26 protein-coding genes are annotated in these 25,399 nt (G+C 43.5%); 4 read left to right on the plus strand and 22 right to left on the minus strand.

Features of this window, described 5'->3' with window-relative positions; all coding sequences use genetic code 11:
- Window positions 1-4: 4 nt before the first annotated feature.
- From ACQRCC_RS06955 to proC, 13 genes are all read right to left on the minus strand, one after another.
- A complete protein-coding gene (locus ACQRCC_RS06955) occupies window positions 5-1,279 on the minus strand; it encodes a double-cubane-cluster-containing anaerobic reductase (protein ID WP_427850092.1) in 1,275 nt (424 codons plus the stop codon).
- Window positions 1,280-1,442: 163 nt separating this feature from the next.
- Window positions 1,443-2,603: an aminotransferase class V-fold PLP-dependent enzyme gene (locus ACQRCC_RS06960; protein ID WP_427850093.1), complete on the minus strand. Its 1,161-nt coding sequence runs from the start codon at window positions 2,601-2,603 to the stop codon at window positions 1,443-1,445.
- Window positions 2,593-3,360 (minus strand): tRNA pseudouridine(38-40) synthase TruA, encoded by a 768-nt coding sequence (gene truA / locus ACQRCC_RS06965; protein ID WP_427850094.1) that lies wholly within the window; start codon window positions 3,358-3,360, stop codon window positions 2,593-2,595. The genes ACQRCC_RS06960 and truA overlap by 11 nt, the downstream gene beginning before the upstream one ends.
- Before the next feature lie 15 nt (window positions 3,361-3,375).
- Window positions 3,376-4,200, minus strand: coding sequence for an energy-coupling factor transporter transmembrane component T family protein (locus ACQRCC_RS06970; RefSeq protein WP_427850095.1), 825 nt, complete (start codon window positions 4,198-4,200; stop codon window positions 3,376-3,378).
- Window positions 4,197-5,045, minus strand: coding sequence for an energy-coupling factor transporter ATPase (locus ACQRCC_RS06975; RefSeq protein ID WP_427850096.1), 849 nt, complete (start codon window positions 5,043-5,045; stop codon window positions 4,197-4,199). Before ACQRCC_RS06975 ends, ACQRCC_RS06970 begins: the two co-directional genes overlap by 4 nt.
- On the minus strand, window positions 5,021-5,875 hold the full coding sequence (locus ACQRCC_RS06980; protein WP_427850208.1) for an energy-coupling factor transporter ATPase: 855 nt from the start codon (window positions 5,873-5,875) through the stop codon (window positions 5,021-5,023). The genes ACQRCC_RS06975 and ACQRCC_RS06980 overlap by 25 nt, the downstream gene beginning before the upstream one ends.
- 51 nt (window positions 5,876-5,926) lie before the next feature.
- Window positions 5,927-6,334: an ATP-binding protein gene (locus ACQRCC_RS06985; RefSeq protein WP_427850097.1), complete on the minus strand. Its 408-nt coding sequence runs from the start codon at window positions 6,332-6,334 to the stop codon at window positions 5,927-5,929.
- A 45-nt stretch (window positions 6,335-6,379) separates the two neighbouring features.
- Window positions 6,380-6,676: an STAS domain-containing protein gene (locus ACQRCC_RS06990; protein WP_427850098.1), complete on the minus strand. Its 297-nt coding sequence runs from the start codon at window positions 6,674-6,676 to the stop codon at window positions 6,380-6,382.
- Between the two features lie 49 nt (window positions 6,677-6,725).
- Window positions 6,726-6,893, minus strand: coding sequence for a hypothetical protein (locus ACQRCC_RS06995; RefSeq protein WP_427850099.1), 168 nt, complete (start codon window positions 6,891-6,893; stop codon window positions 6,726-6,728).
- A gap of 213 nt (window positions 6,894-7,106) precedes the next feature.
- Window positions 7,107-7,625, minus strand: a complete 519-nt coding sequence (locus tag ACQRCC_RS07000) for a peptidylprolyl isomerase (RefSeq protein WP_427850100.1) — start codon at window positions 7,623-7,625, stop codon at window positions 7,107-7,109.
- 85 nt (window positions 7,626-7,710) lie between these two features.
- Entirely contained in the window at window positions 7,711-8,958 is a 1,248-nt protein-coding gene (locus ACQRCC_RS07005) for an MFS transporter (protein WP_427850101.1), read from the minus strand.
- 5 nt (window positions 8,959-8,963) lie between these two features.
- Window positions 8,964-9,785 carry a zinc dependent phospholipase C family protein gene (locus ACQRCC_RS07010; RefSeq protein ID WP_427850102.1) on the minus strand — a complete coding sequence of 274 codons (822 nt, stop codon included), beginning with the start codon at window positions 9,783-9,785 and terminating at the stop codon, window positions 8,964-8,966.
- A 60-nt stretch (window positions 9,786-9,845) separates the two neighbouring features.
- On the minus strand, window positions 9,846-10,640 hold the full coding sequence (gene proC / locus ACQRCC_RS07015; protein ID WP_427850103.1) for a pyrroline-5-carboxylate reductase: 795 nt from the start codon (window positions 10,638-10,640) through the stop codon (window positions 9,846-9,848).
- A gap of 198 nt (window positions 10,641-10,838) precedes the next feature.
- Between proC and ACQRCC_RS07020 the strand changes: the two genes are divergently transcribed.
- From ACQRCC_RS07020 to ACQRCC_RS07035, 4 genes are all read left to right on the plus strand, one after another.
- A complete protein-coding gene (locus ACQRCC_RS07020; protein WP_427850104.1) occupies window positions 10,839-11,756 on the plus strand; it encodes a diacylglycerol/lipid kinase family protein in 918 nt (305 codons plus the stop codon).
- A 10-nt stretch (window positions 11,757-11,766) separates the two neighbouring features.
- Entirely contained in the window at window positions 11,767-12,588 is an 822-nt protein-coding gene (locus ACQRCC_RS07025) for a glycerophosphodiester phosphodiesterase (protein ID WP_427850105.1), read from the plus strand.
- A gap of 100 nt (window positions 12,589-12,688) precedes the next feature.
- Complete coding sequence (locus tag ACQRCC_RS07030) at window positions 12,689-13,348, plus strand: phosphatase PAP2 family protein (protein WP_427850106.1); 660 nt, start codon at window positions 12,689-12,691, stop codon at window positions 13,346-13,348.
- Window positions 13,349-13,406: 58 nt separating this feature from the next.
- Window positions 13,407-13,829 (plus strand): bacteriohemerythrin, encoded by a 423-nt coding sequence (locus tag ACQRCC_RS07035; protein ID WP_427850209.1) that lies wholly within the window; start codon window positions 13,407-13,409, stop codon window positions 13,827-13,829.
- 72 nt (window positions 13,830-13,901) lie between these two features.
- Here the strand turns inward: ACQRCC_RS07035 and ACQRCC_RS07040 are convergent, their stop codons facing one another.
- The 9 genes from ACQRCC_RS07040 to ACQRCC_RS07080 form a co-directional block, all read right to left on the minus strand.
- A complete protein-coding gene (locus ACQRCC_RS07040) occupies window positions 13,902-15,053 on the minus strand; it encodes a double-cubane-cluster-containing anaerobic reductase (RefSeq protein WP_427850107.1) in 1,152 nt (383 codons plus the stop codon).
- Between the two features lie 109 nt (window positions 15,054-15,162).
- Window positions 15,163-16,938 (minus strand): A/G-specific adenine glycosylase, encoded by a 1,776-nt coding sequence (gene mutY / locus ACQRCC_RS07045; protein ID WP_427850108.1) that lies wholly within the window; start codon window positions 16,936-16,938, stop codon window positions 15,163-15,165.
- 9 nt (window positions 16,939-16,947) lie between these two features.
- A complete protein-coding gene (locus tag ACQRCC_RS07050) occupies window positions 16,948-17,376 on the minus strand; it encodes a 4Fe-4S dicluster domain-containing protein (RefSeq protein ID WP_427850109.1) in 429 nt (142 codons plus the stop codon).
- Between the two features lies 1 nt (window position 17,377).
- On the minus strand, window positions 17,378-19,465 hold the full coding sequence (locus ACQRCC_RS07055) for a molybdopterin-containing oxidoreductase family protein (RefSeq protein WP_427850110.1): 2,088 nt from the start codon (window positions 19,463-19,465) through the stop codon (window positions 17,378-17,380).
- Window positions 19,466-19,501: 36 nt separating this feature from the next.
- A complete protein-coding gene (locus ACQRCC_RS07060; RefSeq protein ID WP_427850111.1) occupies window positions 19,502-21,175 on the minus strand; it encodes a DUF4091 domain-containing protein in 1,674 nt (557 codons plus the stop codon).
- Window positions 21,176-21,195: 20 nt separating this feature from the next.
- On the minus strand, window positions 21,196-22,029 hold the full coding sequence (locus tag ACQRCC_RS07065; RefSeq protein WP_427850112.1) for a carbohydrate ABC transporter permease: 834 nt from the start codon (window positions 22,027-22,029) through the stop codon (window positions 21,196-21,198).
- Window positions 22,029-22,907: a carbohydrate ABC transporter permease gene (locus ACQRCC_RS07070; RefSeq protein ID WP_427850113.1), complete on the minus strand. Its 879-nt coding sequence runs from the start codon at window positions 22,905-22,907 to the stop codon at window positions 22,029-22,031. Before ACQRCC_RS07070 ends, ACQRCC_RS07065 begins: the two co-directional genes overlap by 1 nt.
- A 109-nt stretch (window positions 22,908-23,016) precedes the next feature.
- On the minus strand, window positions 23,017-24,333 hold the full coding sequence (locus ACQRCC_RS07075) for an ABC transporter substrate-binding protein (RefSeq protein ID WP_427850114.1): 1,317 nt from the start codon (window positions 24,331-24,333) through the stop codon (window positions 23,017-23,019).
- Window positions 24,334-24,462: 129 nt separating this feature from the next.
- A complete protein-coding gene (locus tag ACQRCC_RS07080; RefSeq protein ID WP_427850115.1) occupies window positions 24,463-25,308 on the minus strand; it encodes an acyltransferase domain-containing protein in 846 nt (281 codons plus the stop codon).
- Window positions 25,309-25,399: the final 91 nt, after the last annotated feature.

Below are 25,399 nucleotides of genomic sequence, written 5' to 3' on the forward strand. Positions count from 1 at the left end.
TTTCTTATTTATTCAGCATCTCGATAAATGCGCTGATTCTCGTACGAAGCTGCTGTGCATCGCTGTCCACATAATCCGTCTCAATTCCAAGAACCGGAATTCCTGCTTCCTTCAATGCTCTCTCTACTGTGTAGCCTTCCACATCATAAAGGCTGCAGAATTTCAGATTTACATCAATAACTCCATCAACCTTATATTCCTTAGCAAGGCGGATAATATCATCAATTCTCGCTGAATTTGGTGTAAAGCATGCACAATTGATTCCCATATAACGCTCTGCGATAGCCTGAATCTGGTCATCTACTGTAGTCTTTGTTTCATCCACAAGATTCTCAAAATATCTGGTTCCGGTACACATTTCTTCGCATACAACAGCTCCTCCGCTGGTCTCAACCAGATTATGAATCTTCCAGTTCGGAATTGCAAGCGGTGTTCCCGTCAGCATGATTCGTTTTGTTCCATCTGCAAATACACTGACTCCGTCTGCCACTCTCTGATCCAGCTCATCACACAGTTTGTGTGTCATCTGGGTAAATCTGGTCGGATCATCATAGAATGCGATCTGAGAAATCAAAAGGACATCTTTTCCACTGATTGGAAGTTTATCGTTCTTTCTCAGATCATAAAGACGTTTCAGCGCTTTTCTCTTCTCATTAATCATGTGAATGCTTGCACCCAGCTTTTCTGCTGTCACTTCATTTCCGGTAAATTCTTCTACTACCTTCTTAAAATCTGTGATTTCTTCTGCCCAGGCTTTGATATCTTTTGCACGTTTCATCTGTGGAATATCCATTACATGAACCGGTACATCCTCTGCCAGGATCTCCCATGCTTTTTTCTTTCCATCACATGTGGTTTCACCAACATACATATCTGCAATTCTAAAGAATGGACATGTCTTATCCAGTCGTGCTCCAACAGACGCCTTGATCAGTGGACAGGTATTGGTAGGAAGCACCTTCTCTCCTCCCGGTACCCAGAACTGAGATCCACCACACAATCCGGTAGCAATAGCATCTGCAGCAAATACAATTTCATCCGGCACATATATGCAGAAGGTTCCGAATACTTTTCCACCCTTCTTCTGATGCTCGATCAACTCCGCAGGACGAACCCCGTGAATTTCCGCTACCACAAAGTTATAATAATCCATGGATTCCGGTCTGTTCTCCTGTGAGAGATATACATCTCCAAATGCCTGTGGAAGCACCTCGCATAACTGATCATGCGTCTCCACATCCATCCCCAGATCTTCCCACATTTTTCTGTAATCTGCCATTTTTGTTTCCTCCTATGTTCGTTTCTCGAAGAGCGGATTCCCCTGTTCCGCATCCTCTTTCTCTCTTAGATAACCGTAACATTTTTTAGGAGGTCAGGCAATGCCATAAGGGCGGTTCTCTTATTGTTTTTTATAATAAAAAAACAATATTTATTGATAACTTCTATATGTCGATTTCCCGTATTGCATGAATACACACATCAATCTCTTCTTTTGTATTGCTGGCGCTGAAAGCAAAGCGAACCGTTCCCTGCGGATATGAATGAAGCGTCTCATGAGCCAAAGGGGCACAATGCAATCCCACCCGTGTCATGATTCCGTAATTCTGTTCCAGTTCAAATGCTACAACTGCATTATCCCTTCCCTGAAAATCCAATGAAACTACAGCTACTCTGTCATGGATTCCCTGTTTTCCCACCACGCGTATATCCGAGAACTGCCCGATTTGTTCCAGAAAATATTCCGTTAATTCCATTTTCTTTCCATGAATCTTATCCATCCCCACTTTTTCTATATAAGACAGCGCGGCATGGAGACCTGCGATTCCAGGAAGATTCATCGTTCCACTCTCGAATTTATCCGGAAGAGTATCCGGCACATCATACGAATCCGATTGACTTCCTGTTCCTCCCGTTATCACAGGTACCAGCACCTCATTCAGGCGATCAGAAAGCAGAAAGCCGCCGATTCCCTGCGGTCCCAGCAGCCCCTTATGTCCTGTAAACGCAAGAAAATCAATATGCCACTCCTGCATTTTCACAGGAATCGAACCCGCACTCTGAGCTGTATCCACTGCAAAATAAAGCCCATACCGATGACAGATTTCCCCAATTTCTCCAATAGGAAGAATCGTTCCACACACATTCGAAGCATGTAGCATAATGACAGCCTTTGTTTCTTTTCGAATACAGGACTCCACATTCTCCGGTAATACTGTTCCATCCATATCTGTAGGCACAATTTCCCATGTAATACCGCATTTCTCCATCTGATGCAGAGGACGCATCACTCCATTATGTTCCAGACCGGAAATCAACACATGATCTCCCGGCTTCAATAAACCTTTTATAAAATAGTTCAGCGAGAATGTAATTCCCGGTGTAAAAACCACCTGCCTGGAATCTGACGCTCCGAAAAGTGCTGCCAGTTTTTCTCTGGTTTCCAGCACCATCTCTGCAACCTCATAAGCCCCCTCGTAATTTCCCCTGTTAATATTAAAGGCACCGTGCGTCAACAGATGCGCTACTGCATCCGCAACTCCCGGTGCCTTTGGATAGGATGTGCTTCCATTATCAAAATAGATATTTCTCCTCTTACTCTCCATAACGTACCTCCACCAGAACCAGCCCCTGAGGCGGTGCCGTCACTCCTGCCTCCGTCCGTTCCTTCGCCTCCAGTATTTCCTTCACACGCTCCGGCGTATAAAAACCTCTTCCCACGCGGATCAAAGTCCCAGCAATGATTCTGACCATATTGTACAAAAAGCCATTTCCGGTAATTTTCAGAATAATTTCCCTGCCTTCCCGGCGAATTTCAATATTGTAAATTGTCCGCACTGTATCCTCTACATTCGTTCGCACATTACAGAAACTCGCAAAATCATGAGTCCCCACAAGATATGCAGCTCCTTCCCTCATCTTCTCCACATCCAGGGAAAAAGACACAAAAGCTGTTGTTCTGCGTTTCAGCGGATCCGGCACCTGCGAATTATATATATGATATTCATAAGTCTTGGTTATTACATCCTGATATCTTGGATGCCAATCCGGAGGAACTTCTTCCGACTTTACTATTACAATATCATCAGGCAGTCTCTGATTCAACGCATATGCCATTCTCTCCGAAGGGATAGAGGATACCGTGTCAAAAACAGCCACATTCCCCTGTGCATGGACTCCCGAATCCGTTCTGCTGGCCCCTATGACATGAATTTCTTCACCTGTCAATCTGGAAAGCGCTTTATTAAGAACCTCTTCGACAGTAATACCATTCGGCTGTATCTGCCATCCGCAATAACCCGTGCCGTCATATGCAACCGTCAGCTTTACTCTTTTTAATCTCTGAGTCTTTTTCTGCTTCATAATTTCCAATTCCTTTTAGAATATCCATATATGGAACGGTACATATCTTCCAATCAAAACAACTGCTACCACATAAAGTAGCATCAGAACATATGCCGCATAATCCCTCTTTCGGTAATGCAACGGCTTCATCTTTGTCCTTCCCTCACCACCTCGATAACATCTCGCTTCCATGGCCATAGCCAGATCATTCGCCCGACGGAAAGCAGACACAAAAAGCGGAACCAGGATAGGAACCATACTCTTCGCTTTCTGAATAATATTCCCACTTTCAAGATCTGCACCTCTGGCAATCTGAGCTTTCATAATCTTATCCGTCTCTTCCAGAAGGATTGGAATAAAACGAAGCGCAATAGACATCATCATTGCAACTTCATGTACCGGAACACGCAGTTTATTTAAAGGTCCCAACAGGCTTTCTATACCATCTGTCAGTTCATTCGGTGTAGTCGTAAAAGTCATTAAAGAGGAACCGGCAATCAGATAAATCAAACGAATTGCCATAAAAACTGCCGTACGAAGCCCTTCCTCCGTAACCGTAAACACCCACACATGAAGCAGGACTTCTCCTCCCCTTGTCAGAAACAAATTAAATAAAACCGTTATCATAAGCAGCATAAACACCGGCTTCATTCCCCGCATTATATAAGAAAAGGGTACTTTGGAAAGCCGAACCACCGATATTAAAAACAAGGTTGCCACAATGTATCCCGGAATACTTTTAAACAAAAACAGTGAAACCAGATAAAAAAGTGTACACACCAGTTTCACTCTGGGATCCAGCCTATGCAGCACGCTTTTAGCCGGATAATATTGTCCTATAGTAATATCTCGAATCATCTTCCTAACGCTCCCATGATTTCATCTGCAGCCTCGTCCACTGTAGTCGCCGTTACTCCAACGTCAATTCCATGTTCCCTCAACTCATGCATAATATAAGTCACCTGCGGGGCCGCAAGTCCAACCTTCTCCAGCTCCTGGTAGTGGGCAAATACTGCCTTAGGTCTATCATTATAGAGTACTTGTCCTTTATTCATCACGATAATGCGGTCTGCATAACGCGCAATATCCTCCATACTGTGCGACACCAGTATAACCGTCATATCACTCTCCTTATGCAGGTAAGCAATCTGATCCAGTATCTCATCCCGCCCTTTTGGATCCAGACCTGCAGTTGGTTCATCCAGTACCAGAACCTTCGGATGCATGGCCAGAACTCCCGCAATTGCTACCCTTCGTTTCTGTCCTCCTGAAAGTTCAAAAGGCGAAGACCTGTAGTACTTCTCCTTCAGTCCAACCAGCCTCAATGCCTCCAGAGCACACTGCTCACACTCTGCCGGCGACAATCCCTGATTCTTAGGGCCAAAACATACGTCCGTCAGAACATCTACCTCAAAAAGCTGGTGTTCCGGATATTGAAACACCAGTCCTACCTGATTACGAAGTTCCCGCATGGGATAGCCTTCTTCATAAATATTTTTTCCATTATAATATAACGCCCCGTCTGTCGCTCTTAAAAGCCCATTCAAGTGCTGGATCAAAGTAGATTTTCCCGATCCGGTATGTCCTATAATACCTACAAACTCTCCATGCGGAATCTCCAGGCAGATATCTTTCAGTGCATGTGACTCATAAGCAGTCCCTGCGCCATATACATAATTTAAATGTTCGATTTTAATTGACATAGCGCCTCCACTAATTCTTCTTTTCTCAGAATTCCTGCCGGGATGTCCAGTCCGCGTTTCCGAATTTCATCCGCAAGCATGGTTACCTGCGGAACATCCAGACGATATTTCTTAAGCTCATCTACCCTTGAAAAAATCTCCCTGGGAGTTCCTTCCATGACTACATGTCCATGATCCATAACAAATACCTTATCCGCATCGATAACTTCTTCCATATAATGCGTAATAAGGATCACTGTTATTTTCTCCGCTTTCCGAAGTTCCTGAACTGTTCGCAGTACTTCTTTTCGTCCGTTAGGATCCAGCATCGCAGTTGGTTCATCCAACACGATACACTTTGGGCGCATAGCAATCACACCTGCTATTGCAACTCTCTGTTTCTGACCTCCGGACAGCTTATTCGGTGAATGATGTCTGTATTCTATCATCCCGACCGCTTTCAGACTGTCTTCCACTCTCTGCCAGATCTTCTCTGTAGGCACACCCAGATTCTCCGGTCCAAAACCCACGTCTTCTTCTACCACTGTTCCAATAATCTGATTATCCGGATTCTGAAATACCATTCCCGCCGATTGTCTTACCTTCCATAATTCCTGCGGCTCCTTTGTATTTCTTCCATTCACCCACATGGTTCCCTCCGTAGGAACCAGTATTGCATTTATATGCTTGGCAAAGGTAGATTTTCCCGATCCATTATGGCCAAGAATCGCAATAAACTGTCCCGCTTCAACGTCAATATTAACTTCATCAATGGCACGGGACTTACCAATCACATTGCCTTCTTCATCACGTTTGTCATATTCAAATACAAGATTCTCTGTCCGAACCATCTGGTTCATGCCGTCTGTACCTCCGTTGCTTCGCCTGACAGGCATCAGCTCTTATAATAATTTTTTGATAATAAGAATATTCTGTCCATCCTTATATTCATAGAACATATCATCCATACTTTTTTTTACCAGATATATTCCCAATCCGCCTATCTTCCTCTCCTCTGCAGACAGGGTAACATCCGGATCCTTTTTTGCAAGCGGATCATATGGAACTCCATTATCAATAAAAGTCACAACAGCCGCACGGGGATCTTCGTCAAGCTCCACTCTTACCGTTGCCTTTCCGACCTCTGGTTTATAAGCATAATGTGCGATATTACTGAACAGCTCATCAATTGCAATATCTATCTGCATCTGTACTTTCATGGGACAATCAAATGCCTCAAGCTGTTCATCTACAAAAGCGGTTACTTCTGCAATATTTTCAATGGCTGCATCAACCGTTATTTCACGCATTCGATATCCTCCTTATTCCATCCTTGTCTCAGACTTCGATGTAATTTACTCGATTGTGAGAATATCAACGAATCCGGTTACCTCAAAAATCTCCATAATGGTCTCATTTACTTTGGTAATTACCATCTCTCCCTGTTTATTCATAGTCTTCTGAGCAGACAGAAGAACACGCAGACCGGCAGAAGAAAGGTATCCTAAATTTTCAAAATCAAAAACTAATTTCTCAATTCCATCTATACTATCTTTCAGTTCAGCTTCCAGCTGCGGTGCTGTAGTGGTATCCAATCTTCCGTCTAATGCGATTGTCATATTCTTTCCTTCTACATTTTTATTAATTACCATAATTGTTCCCTCCGTTACATTAATCTTTTCTATTTTCCATAACACTCCGTCAAATAAAGAAAACCACCCGAATCATCAAAAAGGTTTCCCTGATCGGCTGGTCTTCTCTCACCGGATTTACGTATATTGTATCATAACTTGGGATTTTGTCAATAAATCCGCCAGTCTCACTTTTGACATTTTCTTTTTTCGACTTTTCAATAATAGACAAATCCAATACAATCATCCTTTTTTTCTATTGTACATTTTCTGAATTTTTTTCTATGATAGTGATATACAAACAAACACAATAATTTCTATTAATACAAGACCTGGTGCATTCATTGAAATGCTGAACTAATACAGAAGAGGCTATTACCTCTTGAACCTCTCTCAATGAAAAAAAGTCGCTGTAATCTTCTATGTTACAACGACTTTTTTTCTTGAATTTCTACGCTTTTTCCGGCTCCGGATAATCTTCTCCAAAGGTTTCTACCGTAACCCTTGCCATCTTCTGTACTTCTAACGGGCGATCCTGATAATCAGTTGCCGTCTCTGCAATCTTATCCACAATATCAAGTCCCTCTGTCACCTTACCAAATGCTGCATAAGCACCATCCAGATGCGGTGCATTCTCATGCATGATGAAGAACTGGGAACCTGCGGAATCCGGATGCATTGCACGCGCCATGGAAAGCACGCCTTTGGTATGCTTCAGATCATTTTTAAAACCATTCTGTCCGAATTCTCCCTTAATGTTATATCCCGGGCCGCCTGTTCCGATTCCCTTCGGACATCCGCCCTGAATCATAAAACCACGGATCACACGGTGAAAAATCAATCCATCATAGTATCCCTTCTTTACCAGAGAAATAAAGTTATTCACTGTATTCGGTGCAATCTCCGGGTAAAGTTCTGCTTTCATAATATCTCCGTTTTCCATTTCAATTGTTATTACTGGATTTGCCATATCATTTTCCTCACTTTTTTATTTTCAATTTAGATACGGATATTCTATCACAGATATATTTCAAAATCAATTTTACAGGATATGTCTATCCTTCTTTTTGAGGCTCTGCTTTCACAGATTTTCTGAAAAGGAAGAATCCCAACACAAACACAAGCGTCAGAACCCCTACTCCCTTATTCGCATCTCCGGTAACCTGTGATACCAGACCAACCAGCGCTGTTCCTATAAAAGAAGCACCTTTACCACAGATATCCAGAATCCCGAAATATTCTCCGGATTTCTGAGGCGGAATTAATTTTGCAAAATGCGATCTGGATAATGCCTGAACGCCTCCCTGGAACATACCCACGCATACAGCCAGTATCCAGAATTGTATCTGAGTTCTCATGAACAATGCAAATACTGCAATTCCAAAATATGCTCCGATACATATCATAATCAGGCGCTCCGTAGGATATTTTTCAGACAGACGACCAAAGATAATCGCAAACGGGAACGCCACGATCTGCGTCACAAGAAGCGCCAGCAGAAGTCCCGTAGTATTGAGCCCTAATGCCGTTCCGTATGCCGTCGCCATTTCAATGATTGTATAAACACCATCGATATAGAAAAAATATGCAATCAAAAACCAGAGAATTCTCTTCTCGTTCTTCATATCTTTCATTGTGTCAAACAACCGTCCAAAACTCTGTGAAATTACATTGCCTCTGACTTCCACATAATAAATCTGCTTGTACCCTCTGAGCAACGGAATGGTCGTTCCCACCCACCAGACTGCCACAATAAGAAAGGAAATCATCATAGCCGTTTTCATACTGATTCCAAGACTTCCGGCTCCCAGTACGATTCCAAGACTTGCAACAAATGGGATACAGCTTCCGATATATCCCCATGCATACCCCTGAGAGGATACAACATCTAATCGCTCCGGTGTCGTCACATCCTGAATCATCGAGTCATAAAACACAAGACTGGATGAATATCCTATTTTTGCAATAATAAATATACCCAGAAATACAATCCACGATTCTGAAAGCCCCAGTGCCAGACATCCGATCGCACCTACCATAAGGGACACCACAAACACCGGTTTCTTAAAATCACGCGTATCCGCCAATGTACCAAATACCGGTCCGATCACCGCTACCGCAAGAGTCGCAATGGACGCCGCATATCCCCAGTATGCCAGATACTCTGCAGAGGATATCCCCGCGCTTTCTGACAGGTAATTAAAATAGATAGGAATAATCGTTGATACCAACAGGACAAACGCCGAATTTCCCACATCATACAGAACCCATGCTTTTTCAAGTTTCGTTAATTTCCCTCTCATAAATCTTACTCTGTTCCTTTCTCAGCCCCGAACGTATGATCAAACCGTTCATCCATTGGAAGTTCTGCATCCGACTCTTCTTTGCGAAATTCTTCAATCAGTTCCAATGCATTCCTTACTGCCTTCCCATACCTTTTTCTTAATTCCCTGTTGCTGTCTGCACACTCCGGATTCGCTTCCGGATTCATCACCAGCCCATGCATCCCCTCATAATGCCCGCTAACTTTCAGCCCTTTCATAATGAGTGTTCTTTTGGGCCAATGTGGAGCGACAAGGAAGTCCAGACACCTTTTCATGGACTTTAATGCCTTGTAGACTTCTTCCTCCGTAATGTCGGGGAAGAATCTGCTGATTACTCTGGCTCCCTCTTTATTCGGATGCAGATGTCCCGTCACCTTCTGACGGATTGGATCAAGTCCATCCTCCAGCATCAATGCACGGTCAAATTCCGTCTCTATCTCAGAATGAGACAGGCCACTCGCCTCCATCTTCTCCTCTACATAGCCATGACAAGCCCGATCAAGGGCAAAATGACAGATAAATCCATAGAGATACGCCTGCATTGCATGATATTCCTTATCTGCCTTTACATGTCGCATAATCTGAAGTGCCGGCAAAAAGAAATCCTTGGCCAGTTTATCATGCATTCCAAATCCGGTCCGGTTCACCTTATTTGAACCAAGTGCTCCATAATAAAACAAAATATCCGGCCCGTGAAGACCGATCTTAAATAAATCTAATTGTCCCGAAAGCTCTTCCTTGATCTCTGCCGGGAGCTTTCCCCATACTTCCTTTCCCAACCGGTAATGTGCATACGTTGATGGCATATTTTGTCTGTCTCCTTTCCTGATGTCTGATACTACTATTATATTCAAAATCCGCCAAAATTACATATTCTTTGACATTTCTTCGCAAACCTTCATTGCCTCGAAGATTGCACTCTTAAATCCACGTTCTTCCAGAACTCTTACCGCTTCAATCGTCGTTCCAGCCGGTGAGCAGACCATATCTTTCAGTTCACCCGGATGCTTACCGGTTTCCAGAACCATCTTCGCACTTCCAAGCACTGCCTGAGCTGCAAACTGATATGCCTGCTGTCTTGGCATACCACCGGACACAGCCGCGTCTCCCATTGCCTCAATCATCATAAAAACATATGCCGGTGAACTTCCGCTCGTAGAAACCACCGCATCCATCAGATGTTCGGGCACAACTTCTACTTTGCTAAATCCCTTTAACAGAGTAATTGCCTGCTCCAGCTCCTCATCTGTTACATGGGAATTATAGCAGACTGCCGTCATTCCCTCCCCAACCATTGCCGGAGTATTCGGCATCGTCCGGACAATTTTCACAGCTTTACCAAACTTATCTTCCAGCCATTCCAGGGTCTTGCCCGGTGCTATCGTTATAATCATCTGATCATCCCTGACCTCATCCTTAATCTCACAGATAACGGCTTCGTAAAACTGTGGTTTTACAGATAATACAACTATCTCTGCCTGTCTCACAACTTCCATATTACTCTCTGTAACATGAATTCCAAGGCTTTCTTCCGCTCTCTTCCGCCCTGCCGGCGACAGATCTGATCCGATAATCTCACCTGCCGGAACAATGTTATTTTTAATAATGCCCCCCATCATGGCACTTGCCATATTTCCGGTTCCAATAAATCCCAACTTCATTTACCTTTCCTCCAGATTCTTCAATTTTTCTGTTTTCAATATATCACCTGCCCTCCACACCGTCAACTATTCCTCCATTCACCATCCCCGAAAACAAACTTCGCTCAACCACAAAAAACATTGTCGAATCCAGACAAAAGCGCTATAATTTTTATAAGAATCTCAGAATACATAGCAATTATTTACAGAGGAAGAGACATGTATACATTCATCATAAATCCCAATGCCCGCTCCGGTCTCGGCAGCAAGGTCTGGTCGGAACTGGAGCCGGAGCTTCAAAAACAACATGTTGATTACCGCGTACTTTTCACCAAATATCAGCGCCATGCCACGCAGCTTGTTGCCGAATTAACCTCAGATGGTCAGAAACACACCATTGTCGCTCTGGGTGGTGACGGTACCGTTAATGAAGTTATAAATGGAATTAAAGACTGCACCAAAGTTACTCTGGGCTATATTCCCATCGGGTCAAGCAATGATTTTGCCCGATATTTTCACCTGAACTCAAGTCCTGTGGAAGCTCTAAAGCGAATCCTTTCCCCCACCGGATATTCTTATATGAATCTGGGCGTCGTGACATACCAGAATAAGCGCAGGCGTTTTGCGGTAAGCTCGGGTATTGGTTTTGATGCTGCCGTCTGTCATCAGGCTGTCATATCCAGGCTTAAGATTATTTTAAACCGCCTGCATCTTGGCCGCCTGACTTACGTAGGCATTGCTCTGGACCGAATCATTCATTCTACGCCGGGGCATATGAAGCTTATACTTGATAACGGCAAGGTTCTGGAATTCGAAAAAACTTTTTTTGCCACAGCCATGAATCACCCCTACGAAGGTGGCGGGTTCAAATTTTGCCCGAATGCCAATCCCTGTGATGATGTTCTAAACGTGACGGTCATCGCAGGGCTACCCAAATGGAAGATTCTTCTGCTCCTTCCAACCGCTTATTTCGGATGGCACACACATTTTCACGGAGTATATACATACACCTGTAAAGAAGCAGAGATAGAAAGCGAACAGGCTCTTCCCGTACACACCGACGGAGAACCCGTATTCCTGCAGCGGAACCTCCATATGTCTCTGGAACAAGAACACTTAAAGATTATTACCAGTTAAGGAGTCCCATATGAAAATTTTTATCCTGACAATTTTTTGTCTGTTGATCCTGTTATACCTTTTTGCCATCTGTCCCCGCCTTACAAAAAAGAAGAACATGGCACGTTTACATCACACTATGTTTGCTCATCGGGGATATCACTGTGCAGACCGTCTGATTCCTGAGAACTCCATGGCTGCATTCAAGGCTGCTCTGGATCACGGATACGGAATAGAGCTGGATATTCATCTGACCCGCGACGGTCAAATTGCCGTATTTCACGATGATGACCTGGAACGGATCTGCCATGTGTCAGGAAAAATAGAGTCTTATACCTTTGAGGAGCTACAGCAATTTCATCTGTTGAATACCAGTGAACGAATTCCCCTTCTGTCAGATGTTCTCACACTGGTAAACGGAAGAGTTCCTCTCTTAATTGAATTAAAAATTCCCGGCAGATCATTAAAACTCTGCCAGGCTGCATATACTGTATTAAAGGATTATAAAGGTGTTTATCTGATCCAGTCCTTTCACACACTGGGGATTCTCTGGTTTCGATTGCATGCTCCTCACGTCCTGCGGGGGCAGCTTTCTTCCAACCTGACCGCTTCCGATCCGGACAAGCCATGGTTCCTGACTTTTCCGGTCAGACACCTGCTATCCAACTGGATCGCCCGGCCGGATTTCATTTCATATAAAATGAAGGATCTCCCCAACCTGTCAGTCTCACTGTGTCGTCATCTTTTTGGGATTACAGTTGCAGTGTGGACTCTCAGAACCGAAAGTGCACTGAAACAGGGGCTGAAATCATATCACATTCAGATATTCGAGAAAAAAGCTGAAAATTATTAAGAAACCGTGAACAAGGTTGTTGATTCCTTTTTTTCATGTTATAATCCCAATGAATCATGAGTATAGTATTTCACACATGTTTTGAGAGGTGTAATGACCAATGAAATTAAAGAAGTTCTTAAAGAAATACAGTCACGCATGGGTACTTCTGTATGGATTTATTTACATGCCATGGTTCCTGTACCTGGAACGTCATGTAACAACTCATTATTATCGGATACATTCTCCGCTTGATGATTACATTCCGTTTGTTGAGTATTTCATCATACCGTATCTGCTGTGGTTTGCATTTATTGCAATCACTGCACTGTATTTCTTTTTCACGGATAAACAGGGATTTTACAAATTAGCCACTTTTCTGATTACCGGCATGACAATTTTCCTGATTATATGCACCATTTTCCCTAATGGATTGAATCTCCGTCCTGATACTTTCGCACGGGATAATATTTTTGTGGATATGGTAAAGCAGTTGTATGCGGCGGATACTCCAACCAATGTACTCCCCAGCATTCATGTATTCAATTCACTGGGTGTCAGCTTTGCAATCGCCCACAGTGAACGGTTAAAGAAAAAACCTTATATTCAGTATGCTGCCTATATTCTGGCGGGACTGATCATTCTGTCCACCGTTTTTCTGAAACAGCATTCCGTTACCGATGTTATCGCCGCAATGGTGATGGCCGGAGCGGTCTATCCATTTGTATATGTTCCGGCCAACCGGAAGGCTACGAGCCTCTCCCATCAGCCGGTAATATAAATCATGTATTCACATGACTGGCGTATTTACATTTATAAAGGAGGAATAAACCATGACAATTTACGCAGAACTCAGTGAAAACTTACTTACAGGAAATGAGATGATTGATTCCCAGCACAAAGAACTGATTGAAAAAATCAACGCTGTTCTGAAGAGCTGTGAGCAGAGCAATGATAAAGTCGTTGCCGTTAATACTCTGGATTTCCTGGAAGAGTATACAAATTATCATTTTTCTGCTGAAGAACAGCTTCAGAGAGAGATCGACTATCCAGGATTTGCAAAACACAAAGCGCAGCACGATGCATTCAAACAGACAATTGCTGATCTGCAGGATATGCTTCAGGAAGAAGAAGGTCCTTCCCCGGCATTTGTTGCAAAGGTTCAGGAAAAGGTTGTTGAGTGGCTTTACGTACATATCGAAGGCTTTGACCGCTCCGTTGCAGAATATAAGAACATGCGTGATAATAACGAGAGACTGTAAGCAAAAACAGATTGCGTTTTGGCGCAATCTGTTTTTTTATTACTTTAAAACTCTATTTGATATAAAAGCATCCTACAGCATCTCGATAAATGCTGCAATTCTTGTATTCAGCTGACCAATGTCTGCTTGAGAATAATCTGTCTCCACTGAAATATAAGGAATTCCCTTCTTCTCATTTACAAATCTGCGGATTCCGAAGGATTCCACATTGTATGTATGACAGGCCTGCAGAATCATCTCTACCACACCGTCTACCTTATACTCATCAATCAGTCTTCCCAACAGCTCCAGACGATTCGGGTTCGGTGTCATAACTGAACATCCAATAGACAGATACCGTCTTGCCAGTGCATCGTACACATCAGGATTATCTTCATCAACCAGCTTGTCAATAGATTTTGCACCAGAACAGCTCTCATAAGTTACAACAATACCGCCATTGTCCTCAATAGCTCGAATTACCTTTTCTGTTGCTCCTCCGATCGGGCATCCGGTCACCAGAATACGTGGTTTCTTCTCTTCCATCTTTCCCTCTGCATATTCTTTTTTTATTTTCTCTACCAGAGCATTTACCTCTCCCGGAATTGCAGCACGGTCGAATTTGAATGTACTTCCATAAAGTACTTTGAAAAGATCCTGTCCTTTAATCGGAGCCGGGTCATTCCTCATTACTTCATAAAGAGAACGAAGAGAACGTCTTACTTCATTGTTGGTCTTGATTGCACCACGAATCATATCCTCTGTAATCTCCACGTCGAATTTCTTCTCCAGATATTCCTTAAAACGGATGATCTCACTCTTCCAAAGCTTCAGCGCTTCCTCTCCCTGAGTATTCGGAAGTTCCATTAAGAATACATCTTTAAATTCAGACATATACTCGTACATCTTTTTCTTCCCATCACAGGTAGTTTCCCCTACTACTACATCTGAGAAATAGAAAAACGGACATTTATCCGTAATTGCAAATCCATAACTGGATTTGATCAGCGGACACAGATTTTTCGGCAGATACTTCTCTGCCTCTGCAATTGTCTCGTCAGATGTAGAGCATAAACCAACAGTTGCTGCTCCCATTGCCATTGCAATCTCCTGTGGGAAATAGGTACAATATGCTCCCACAACCGGCACACCCTTATCTTTTAACTGTTTTACCCCAAGAAAAGAATTCTTGCGCTGTTCTGCGAATTCTTCAAACACCTCTGGCAAATCTTTAATTACTTCCATTGCTGTCCCTCCATTGACTAAATTATTTTCCTTAAGTACTATTTTATCACTTTAAGATACATGACACTAATCAATAAATATAATAAAAGAGGTTAATTATAGAAAAAATCTATCGGTATTTATCCTGCCCCAGCCGGATATTCAGGTAACTGGTGTATGCTTCAAAAGCTGACGGAATAGGATATGACTCCTGTACCTTATCCGGATGAAGGAAAATCATTGGCTCCAGACAGTTCTTTTCCAGCTCATCCACCTGTATCAGATATCCTGTCATCTGCCATTCCACATGGCTGAAAATATGCTTTGCTTTTCCCAACGTCTTTACCCGCACCGGAGTAAGCCCGATGCTCTTGCTATAGGCAATAACTTCATCCTGAGTCCATTCTCCTTCTACATTTGGAAGCTCATAAAGCCCTGCCAGCAGACCTTTTTTCGGACGTTTCCGAATGGCAGCCGTATCTCCGTCCCGGAAAATAAGCACCGTACGCTTTTCAATCCTACGTTCCTTTCCCTTTGTCTTCACCGGCAGTTCCGTCTCCCGGCCCTGTGCATGAGCCCGACAGATGTTTGCCACGGGGCAAATATCACACTTGGGCTCTCCATTGGGTACACAGACGATTGCTCCAAGTTCTATCATTCCCTGGTTAAAATCACTGGCAGCATCTGCCGGGATTACAGCTTCCAGCCATCCTTCCCATTTTCTCCGGACACTTTGCTTCATAATATCTTCTTCGCTTCCCAGAACACGTGAAACCACCCGCAGAACATTACCGTCCACTGCCGGTTTTGGAATTCCGTAAGCAAAGGAACTGATTGCCCCGGCCGTGTAATTTCCAATACCTTTTAGTGACAGAATTTCTTCATAAGTATCTGGAAATTTACCATGATAATCCACCACAATCTGCTGTGCAGCCTTTTGCATATTTCTCACCCGGTTATAATAGCCCAGCCCTTCCCACAATTTCAGCAGGGTATCTTCTTCCGCTTCCGCAAGGTCTTTTACTGTCGGTAAGGCTTTCAGGAATCTCTCATAGTAGGGCTTTACCGCTTCCACCCTGGTCTGCTGCAGCATAATTTCTGATACCCATACCCGGTAAGCATCCGGATGATTTCTCCAGGGAAGATCCCTTTTATTCTCCCTGTACCAGTCTGTCACAGGCTCTGCCATCTCGTGCAGTTCCGGCGCCTCCAATACCACCGGCACCCGACAATCAAGTTCGATACCGTCACAGGTCACCTGACAGTCCCAGGCTTCTATCTTCACGCCGTTTTCAGCTGCTTCTTTCAGAGCTGTTCCAAATGCCGGATGGGTATCTATATTTGGCGTAAAATATCGTACCCCTTTCATTTGTATCACGAAGAAAATGCAGGCCTCATATCCCTCTTTAACAGCTTTTTCAAGTTCTTCCACATGTTTGACAGCACGTTCGCTGGGTGCATCCGGAAATCGAGCTACTCCGTTTTCCTCCAGTGTCACCCCTTTGACCTCAATCAGAATTTTTCGAACCCTCTGCTCTTCTTCTATCTCCAGATACAGGTCTATTCTGGAATTCCCATAAGTATACTCCGGCCGGATACATCGGATTCCCCTCTCATTCTTCTCCAACCATTCCTGTACCGCCTTATTGGGAATTTGAGAATCCATGTTGATCATACGTATTCCCTCGGTAGTCTCTTTTTCCACTGCAATCAGATCCCACTTTGTTTTACGAGAAATATTATCACTTTCCTGCACATAAACAGTCACACCGGATTTCAGCAGTTCGGCACATCTTCCTGTATTTTTCACATGCACGGTTTCTTTTTTTCCATTGATTTCTATATAGGCAATAAAACGATTGGGACGTTCTATGAACGTCCCTTTCTGTATCCTCGAATATTTCATACATTCTCCTTATGCGTTTGATGCGGTAATTGCTCCTGTCGGACACATCCTCACACAGGCAGGCTCTCTGCCTTCCCGAATACGTTCGATACAACCGTCACACTTGACCATTTTCCCATTTTCGCCATAGCATATCACCTGCATCGGACATACAGATTCACATTTTCTGCATCCGGTACATTTATTCTGATCAACAAGTATCAGTCCCGTCTTCTCATCCCGGAAAATCGCCTCCTGCTCACAGACATGCATACAGGCGCCACAGTGAATGCAGCCCGGGCACACATTCTTCTCGAAACCTTCATCCTCACAGCATATCCGTTTAATCGAGCGAAAGCTTCTGACTCCTTCCTGATCCGGAGCATAATGCGCTGCCAGGCAGGCAGAATGACAGGCATAGCATCCCACACATTTTTCTTTATCAAATTTTATCTTCATTTTATCCTAATTCCCCCGCATCCGCAATTGCAACATTTTCCAGTCGACAGAAATAACTCTTATATCCGGGGAATCCCGAGATAGGATCCACATAATCCTTATCGATCAGCTCATTGGCATCCCCTTTTGCGCTTCCATGATAAAGATGAACGGTCCCCGGCTGCCCTCCGACATGATAAGCAGCAACTCCCGTCACCTCTCCGGCCGGAGAAATCACTTTCACCAGACTTCCGTTATCAATGCCATACTTCTGCCCATCTTCCGGATGAATCTCTACCAACGGTTCCTCCTCAAGCCCTGCAAGCCACGGCATCCGGTATACACGCGCATGAAAGAACTGAGGTTTCCTGCTGCCCGTATTTAAAATCATTGGATATTTCTCCTGATCTATATTGGATATCTCCCGATAATCCTTATATTCCGGAAGTCCGCTGTATCCATGGCTGTCTTTATATTTTTCAAGTACCTGAGAACAGAATTCAATTTTGCCGGAAGGTGTATGAAACGATTGTTCTTCATAAGTCTTTGTCTTTGGCATAAAAATGTTCCTGCCATTCATTCCTTCCGGATGAGCTTTTAATTCCTCCAGCGTGAGTCCTGACGGTTCCAGGATATACTGCATATATCCTTCATAGCCACGCTCCAGCACTTCATCATGAAGCCCCATCCTTTTTAAAACTTCCATGATAATCTCAATATCATTTTTCGACTCACCCAGTGGTTCAATAGCACGGTTGGAGAAGAAGAATCTTCCTCCCCTCAGCACATGAACCTCTTCCCGCTCATAAGATGTACATGCAGGAAGTATCAGATCCGCCACTTTGGCAGACTCCGACATAAAAATATCAACATCCACATAAAAATCCAGTTTTGCAAGTGCTTCCAGAAGATAGGATGGCTGCGGCCACATCCTGTGGTTCAGCCCCATTCCAAACACCGCCTTAATCGGGTATGGTTTTTCCTCCAGGATATAATCTGCAAGCTTTGTGCACTGCGCTTCATCACAGGACAGATCAAACCATACAGGGAAATCCTGCTGCCCGATAGCTTCTTCTGTGTCCAGACGTCTCACCTTATGGAATTCATTTGCCGGAGAAAATGGTCCCGGCTGTGAACGGTTTCCGCCTTCCACATCATAATTACCTGTAAGAGCTGACAGCATAAATACCGCACGGTAATTCTGTACACCGTTAATATTATGTACGACCGGAGATGCCGAAAACATAATTCCTGCCGGTCCATTCGATGCAAATGTTCTCGCCGCAAGAATAATCTTCTCTGCAGGCACTCCCGTAATCTTCTCTGCACGCTCAGGCGGAAACTGCTTCACATACTCCTTATATTCCTCAAATCCATAGACATATTTTTCTACAAATTCCCGGTCATACAGATTTTCATCAATTATAACGTTCGCCATGGACAATGCAAGCGCTCCGTCCGTTCCCGGGATCAACTGCAAATGAATATCCGCCTCATGAGCAGTTACGGTATGGCGTGGGTCAACATTAATTACTTTGACTCCCCGCTTCTTAAGTCCCTGATACATGCGGCTCATGGGCGTATTAGAATGGTAGAGATTGGAACTCCACATCAGAATCGTCTTTGCATTCTGAAGATCCGCAGGACAGATTTCATTTCCATAAACGGAACGCCATGCCAGCGCCGCCGCCTGAAAACAGGTACTGGATTCTGTACAGAAATTGGGTGACCCATAGGCATTTGACAGACGCAAAAGTGCCGGACGGAACCACTTTGGATATCCTACATAAAACACTGTCGACTTTGCACCGTACTCTTCCCGGATCCGAAGCAGATTCTCTGCAATCATGTCATAAGCTTCCTCCCAGGTAATACGCTCGAACTTTCCTTCTCCTTTTTTCCCGATTCTTTTCATCGGATACAATATCCGCTCTTTATTATAAACATACTGAAGGGCTGCTGCCCCTTTTGCACACAGGCTTCCTGACTGTTGCGGAGTATTTCTGGAACCCTCCACAGAAATCAATTTCCCGTCTCTGACATACGCATCTACCTGGCAGCAGGGACCGCAGGTACTGCAGCTCGTTTTTACGACTTTTGTCTCACTCATAGTTCGTCTCCCTTACTTTAGAAACCTCTTACTTTATTAAGCTTCTTTTCTGCTGACAATTTCCGAAATTTCCCGATTCACACGATTTCTTAATGTAATCAGATACATATCGGATTTCGGATATCTCTTAAATGTCAGCGGCTCCGCCAGCTCACCCTCGATAAGCTCCATCACATGCTCTCTGCTGGTTAAAGACTCCAAAAGCTTAAGGGCTCTCAGATCCGTCATCGCCTCATAATGAACCATCATGCGGATAGACTCCTCCGGATGTCCGTCTTTTCCCGGATATACCAGGAACGGATCTCCTGATGGGAAAGCATTGCCCGCATCCGTCACTTCATAAGGATTAATATGCTCAATGGAGAACTGGCTGTTATAAAAATTATAGCCCCAGTGAAGTATTCCGATAATATTGTATTTATAAAGCTGCACGCCATAAATTCGGTTCCTTGCAGAAGGCATAGACATAAAACGATTGCTCACCTCATAAAACTGACCGGTACAATAATAGGTCCACATATCCGTCAACCCGTGTTCCAGGAATTCCTCGATTTCATTATTGCCCGGAATCGGCTTATCAACCAGACCATGCTTGTAAAACTCATAGCTTGACAGCGCATCAAAAGTATGGAATCCATCCAGCATATGTCCCAGTGATTCCTTCGCTGCCCGGTAAGTCTCCAGATGCTCCTCTCTTGGCTCATCAGAAATATGGAAATACGTAACATCTGCAATCTCCCATTCCCGAAGCTTTTCAATCAACTGAGGAAGGAAGCTCTCGAGAAATCTTGTATATTCTCCCACAGCAGGAGTATGCCATCCGAAAATCTTCTCCTCTTTACCGTTGACCATTGCAACCACCTTAGGCGCATATTTTGCTCCCCACTGGGAGAAAAGATGAGACATCTCAAAATACCGGATTCCACAGGATTTACACAGATCAATCCATCGTTTCACCTTATCAAATCCGAAGAAATATTCCCCGTCCTTTACTTCTACTTCCACCAACTGCGTAGTGGTTCGTTCCAACCCCACAGCCGTATCCAGCGGTGATGTAAAAAGCGGAACCAGCATCATGTTGCAATCCCGGCTTACATACTCATGAAAATAGTTTTCCAGTATCTGCCAGTGTTCCTCTGAGAATACCTCTACATGATAATAGTCTGCCAGACAATCCGCGTGCATCCATTCCGTATGCATAATATCCAGCTGTGGAAGTACCGTTCCCACTACCATTAATTTCATCACGGACGAACATACTACCTTTTCTTCCTTTACAAGCTGTATCTCTATCTCATATCGACCTGCCGGAATATCCTCTGAAACCTCAACATCAACCCAGAGGCTTCTCCATTGATTCGAGCACACGATCACCTTGCCATCCGGAATATCCTTTAACAGATCCGGATAAAGCCCCGATGTTGTACGCAAATAATTATCGTCCACAATCCCATTTGTAGCACGCCCTACCGGAACCTGCTCCACGCTTCTGACCCTGACATGGTCTGCAATCGGAGATACCACCTTCACATCCAGCCGCTCTCTCATGAAAAAGTCTCCGGTATATGCAGCCTGGAAAGATACCGTTTCTCCCCAAAGAGCGCTAAGTCCCAGACACTCCGGCCGATAGACAGGGGTCTCATCCTGGAACACCTTTGCCAGTGAACTCAAAAGCTTCATCTCATACTTGATTTCTTTCTTTTTCCACATAAGTTTTACCTCTCATTTCTTTATTTTATTCCGCTCATGGTCATTCCTTTAATAAATTGCTTCTGGAACAACAGGAAAATAATAATCATCGGTATCATGATCATCGTCGCGGCCGCCATAGTAGCAGACAGATCTGTTGACCTCTGGCTGTCAAAAAATACTAGTCCCAGAGGCAGTGTCATCTTCTCAATGTCATTCAGCATCAGAAGCGGATTTAGATAATCATTCCAGTTCATCATAGCTGTGAAAATGCCTATCGATCCAATGGCCGGCTTAATATTGGGCAGAATTACATGCCAGTAGATCCGGAGCGGTCCCGCTCCATCTATCTTGGCCGCCTCACACAGACTATCCGGAATATCCGCAATAAACTGCTTCGCAAGATAAATGGCAAAGGCGCTGACAATTCCAGGCACGATCAAAGCTCCCGCCGTATTAAAAAGATGAAGCTTCTGGATCATCAGATATCTTGGAATCATGGTCACCTGCGGCGGCACCATCATCGTTGCAAGAAGCAGGACAAACAAAAGCTTCTTAAATCGGAATTCATATTTGGCAAACACAAATCCAATCAGCGTACTGGTCAGAATGACCGCCGCCACAATACATGCTACAATCATAACACTATTTACAAACCAGTGTCCAATAGGTGCTTTTTCAAAAGCCTTCTGATATCCCTCTAAAGTCCATTCCGTCGGAAAAAACTTTGTCCGGTTCTTCCTGATATCCGCATTCGATTTAAAAGATGTCATTACCATCCACATCATCGGGAACATCATTAATATCGAAAAAATTGTCATACCGGTAATAATCACATAATGATAAGTTTTATATTCATTCTTTCTCTTCTTCATTATTCATAACTCCAATCTGCCCGCATCATCTTATTTTGAATCAGAGCAATTACAAATACCAGCAGGAACAGTCCCATAGCTATGGCAGAGGCATACCCCATATTGAAGCTCTCAAAACTGGTGCGATACACATAGTTCGTAAGCACCAGCGCCGAATCATTCATTCCGCCCTGAGGTGCAAAAATCCTGAACTGCGCAAACATTTGAAAATAATTTGCCATAGTCATAATCGACACAAATGCAAAAGTTCTGCCCATCAGGGGAAGCTTAATGTAAAGAAATGTCCGTATCGGTCCCGCTCCATCTATGGCCGCCGCCTCGTCAAACTCTTTTGGCACGCCTTCAATACCCGCAGTGAAAAGGACTACATTATAACCGATATCCGCCCACAGCGTATATACAATGATGATCAACATCAGCGGCATTGTCGTCAGAAACCAGTTTTTCGGTGCCATCCCGAACAATGCTCTGATCTGATTTAACAGACCTCCATCCGTACCTACAATTCCGTATTTCCATACCATTGAAGTTCCTACCATCGGCGCTATACAGGGAATAAAAAGAATGGTTCTGAAAAAAGTCTTTATCCCTTTGGAAGGTATTACTGAAATAATTTTTGCCAGAAACAGCGTAATAACTATATTTGCCCCAACTGCTGCCACGCAGAAGAAGACTGTATTTTTAACAGACTTCCAAAACGTCTCATCCGTAATCAGTCGCCTGTAATGTTCCAATCCAAGAAATACATTATGTGTGTTTGCCGGATTATAATCATACAGAGAAATACCCAGACCATATATCACCGGAAACACCGAAAATAAAAACAGGAATAAAAATCCCGGCACCAGAACCGATGCCACAAAACGATTATTTTTCATAAAACTGCCAACCTCTTTTGTTTAAAGGAAATATCATAATAGGGAAAAGGCAGAGAACCCTGTTTAGAATTCTCTGCCGGTTTTATTCAGGAATACTTTATTTCACTGATTACTCCATAGAGTATCCAAGCTGACATTCACTTGTAATCTTCTCAGATGCTGTCTTCAGTGCCCCTTCTACATCCGGGTTTTCTGACTGGCATAAGTCAATAAACATCTGATTAAAAATAGTTCTCATATCAGAAGTATGATATGGTCCCATCCACTGTCCATTCGGAAGAATGTCAAGCAGGAATGCTACATTCGGCATTGCCTCGATATACTCTTCGCTGTCAAGCAGAGACTTTCTCGGTGGGAGCTGATTACATGCAATATTATGCTGTACCAGATTCTCCGGCTGGCTGAAGAATTTTACAAATTCCCATGCTGCATCAACATTTGCACTGTTCTTCGGAACGATGATACCCCATCCTGTCTCAGATGCAAATGCCATCTTCTCTCCATACTGCGGAACCGGAACATATTCGAAATCCTCACCATAAGTCAGCTCGTAGGAATCTGTACCCTCACCGATTGCCCAGGAACCTACGGACGCCATATATCCCTTATCCTGATATACATCATTGAAGCAGTACTCATCATTTGTCAGATTCTGAAGGTCAGCTTCTCCATCTTTTACAGTGCTGAGGATTTCTTCCATTGCAGCAATACCTTCCGGTGTTGCAAAGTTAATGGAATTATCATCCTGCAGATACTGTCCTCCGCTCTGAAGAATCATGGCAAGATAGTTGCAGATCAGGGAATCGGAATCAACCATCTCAAAACCTTTCATTTCGACTACATCACCATTCTGTTTGGAGACTGCCTTTGATGTCTCACGAAGTTCTTCCCATGTCTCCGGATAGGAAAGTCCTGCTTCATCAAATAACTTCTTATTAACGATCATTCCGCCATATTCCAGGTTATACTCCATCGGCACTCCATAATATTTTCCTTCTTTGGTGTAAATACCAAGAGTAGGTTCCATATAATCTTCTTTCATCTCTGCCGCAAGATCCTCCGGCACTTCGGAAAGTGCATCAGACTTAATGAATGACGGTGCCATACCGCCCCATACAGCGATAATATCCGGACCTGCGGTACTGGATGTCAGTGCAGTCTGAATCTTGTCATTGTACACATTAAATGGGTAATCCTGAACCTCCACTACATATTCCGGATGTTCCTCGGAGAATTTTTCTCCCATTTCCTTGTAAGCCTTTACCCATGGCTCATTTTCGTGGCACCAGAAGGTAAGTGTAATCTTTTCCCCCTCGGCCTCAGTCTCTTCACTTTCGTTTCCACTCTCGCTCTTTGAGCCACAGCCGACTACAAGTGAAGCAACCATTGCTGTACACAAAAGTACACTCAAAAGTTTCTTTTTCATTTTGTTTCCTCCCGAATTTTTTATCTTTCTGTGAGTACAGAATCTCACTGCTTACAATGGATTCTCTCACAAATCCAAATCTATTATATATCTGCTTTCAACGGTCCTCAAATTGATATTTTCAATAAATCAAATGTATTTATAGATATTTTCAATAATTCCGATACCGATTCCCAGGTCTTTTCCTAACAGAATATACGCTTTCGCCCTTCTTCGAAGAGAAGTATCCTCCGGATACTCCTGTTTGTTCTCAATTACATTCTGAAAAATCCTCTGCTCAGCCTGTGGATATGCATAATACACACTTGTTACTGTAAAGAGGTTCTGAAATTTCAGAATGTTACTCTCCTCAGAAAGCACCTCTTTTAAATGCGGAGAAAGCAGCCATGAATCGCACATATAAATCTGATTTTTCCCAAAGAAAGCTTCCGCCTGACGGAAAGAATCCAGACACGCCTCATAATCCAGCGGTTCCCCTGCCGGAATATGTACATTCAGGACTTTGGTTCCCGCTGAAATGCTAATGTTCGAACTTTCCTGCAATTTAGGATTCGTATGTATGTCCTTCTCCAAAACAATCGGTTCAAACTGCAATCTTCCAAGCCGGAAGAGATTCATCTTCACAGATTGGGCAAGCCACCAGAGTTCTTCCAAGCCATATACCTGATGCTTCCGGTAACATTCCTCACACCAGATAGTAATGTCATAGAATGTCTTATCAAAAATCGCATCTTCTATCCCTTTTTCTTTGTATTTCGGATATACCTCACAAGCAAGATGCAAATAAAAAACCAGTACACGAGTGTACTTTTCTTTTCCAGTCTCCTTCTTCCAGTTTTCAAAAAATACCGGAAAATTGTCATAAAACAATTGCTTTTCTTCCGTATAAACTGCCTCCGTCATGTTTTCCTTACGTACCGCCTGTCTGGCTTCCTCCGGGAGGAAGATTCGCTCCATCAATTCTTCTATTAACATTTTCATACCTCTCGTTTTTTCGTCTAAATATACTCCTTTGATTATTCTATCATTTTCTTTTTAGGGGTGCAATTTCCAACTTATTGTTTTT

Source organism: Sporofaciens sp. SGI.106 (assembly GCF_050314255.1).
Lineage (GTDB): Bacteria > Bacillota > Clostridia > Lachnospirales > Lachnospiraceae > Claveliimonas.

What these genes read in the sequence shown, in the direction of transcription:
- ACQRCC_RS07020 (WP_427850104.1), top strand. Translation starts at nt 10,839, where the DNA reads ATGTATACATTCATCATAAATCCCAATGCCCGCTCCGGTCTCGGCAGC.
- ACQRCC_RS06955 (WP_427850092.1), bottom strand. Translation starts at nt 1,279, where the DNA reads ATGGCAGATTACAGAAAAATGTGGGAAGATCTGGGGATGGATGTGGAG.
- ACQRCC_RS07060 (WP_427850111.1), bottom strand. Translation starts at nt 21,175, where the DNA reads ATGTGGAAAAAGAAAGAAATCAAGTATGAGATGAAGCTTTTGAGTTCA.
- ACQRCC_RS07030 (WP_427850106.1), top strand. Translation starts at nt 12,689, where the DNA reads ATGAAATTAAAGAAGTTCTTAAAGAAATACAGTCACGCATGGGTACTT.
- truA (WP_427850094.1), bottom strand. Translation starts at nt 3,360, where the DNA reads ATGAAGCAGAAAAAGACTCAGAGATTAAAAAGAGTAAAGCTGACGGTT.
- ACQRCC_RS07080 (WP_427850115.1), bottom strand. Translation starts at nt 25,308, where the DNA reads ATGTTAATAGAAGAATTGATGGAGCGAATCTTCCTCCCGGAGGAAGCC.
- ACQRCC_RS06990 (WP_427850098.1), bottom strand. Translation starts at nt 6,676, where the DNA reads ATGGTAATTAATAAAAATGTAGAAGGAAAGAATATGACAATCGCATTA.
- ACQRCC_RS06985 (WP_427850097.1), bottom strand. Translation starts at nt 6,334, where the DNA reads ATGCGTGAAATAACGGTTGATGCAGCCATTGAAAATATTGCAGAAGTA.
- proC (WP_427850103.1), bottom strand. Translation starts at nt 10,640, where the DNA reads ATGAAGTTGGGATTTATTGGAACCGGAAATATGGCAAGTGCCATGATG.
- ACQRCC_RS07065 (WP_427850112.1), bottom strand. Translation starts at nt 22,029, where the DNA reads ATGAAGAAGAGAAAGAATGAATATAAAACTTATCATTATGTGATTATT.
- ACQRCC_RS06970 (WP_427850095.1), bottom strand. Translation starts at nt 4,200, where the DNA reads ATGATTCGAGATATTACTATAGGACAATATTATCCGGCTAAAAGCGTG.
- ACQRCC_RS06980 (WP_427850208.1), bottom strand. Translation starts at nt 5,875, where the DNA reads ATGGTTCGGACAGAGAATCTTGTATTTGAATATGACAAACGTGATGAA.
- ACQRCC_RS07010 (WP_427850102.1), bottom strand. Translation starts at nt 9,785, where the DNA reads ATGCCATCAACGTATGCACATTACCGGTTGGGAAAGGAAGTATGGGGA.
- ACQRCC_RS07075 (WP_427850114.1), bottom strand. Translation starts at nt 24,333, where the DNA reads ATGAAAAAGAAACTTTTGAGTGTACTTTTGTGTACAGCAATGGTTGCT.
- ACQRCC_RS07025 (WP_427850105.1), top strand. Translation starts at nt 11,767, where the DNA reads ATGAAAATTTTTATCCTGACAATTTTTTGTCTGTTGATCCTGTTATAC.
- ACQRCC_RS07055 (WP_427850110.1), bottom strand. Translation starts at nt 19,465, where the DNA reads ATGAGTGAGACAAAAGTCGTAAAAACGAGCTGCAGTACCTGCGGTCCC.
- ACQRCC_RS06975 (WP_427850096.1), bottom strand. Translation starts at nt 5,045, where the DNA reads ATGTCAATTAAAATCGAACATTTAAATTATGTATATGGCGCAGGGACT.
- ACQRCC_RS07000 (WP_427850100.1), bottom strand. Translation starts at nt 7,625, where the DNA reads ATGGCAAATCCAGTAATAACAATTGAAATGGAAAACGGAGATATTATG.
- ACQRCC_RS07040 (WP_427850107.1), bottom strand. Translation starts at nt 15,053, where the DNA reads ATGGAAGTAATTAAAGATTTGCCAGAGGTGTTTGAAGAATTCGCAGAA.
- ACQRCC_RS07050 (WP_427850109.1), bottom strand. Translation starts at nt 17,376, where the DNA reads ATGAAGATAAAATTTGATAAAGAAAAATGTGTGGGATGCTATGCCTGT.
- ACQRCC_RS06960 (WP_427850093.1), bottom strand. Translation starts at nt 2,603, where the DNA reads ATGGAGAGTAAGAGGAGAAATATCTATTTTGATAATGGAAGCACATCC.
- mutY (WP_427850108.1), bottom strand. Translation starts at nt 16,938, where the DNA reads ATGAAATATTCGAGGATACAGAAAGGGACGTTCATAGAACGTCCCAAT.
- ACQRCC_RS07005 (WP_427850101.1), bottom strand. Translation starts at nt 8,958, where the DNA reads ATGAGAGGGAAATTAACGAAACTTGAAAAAGCATGGGTTCTGTATGAT.
- ACQRCC_RS07070 (WP_427850113.1), bottom strand. Translation starts at nt 22,907, where the DNA reads ATGAAAAATAATCGTTTTGTGGCATCGGTTCTGGTGCCGGGATTTTTA.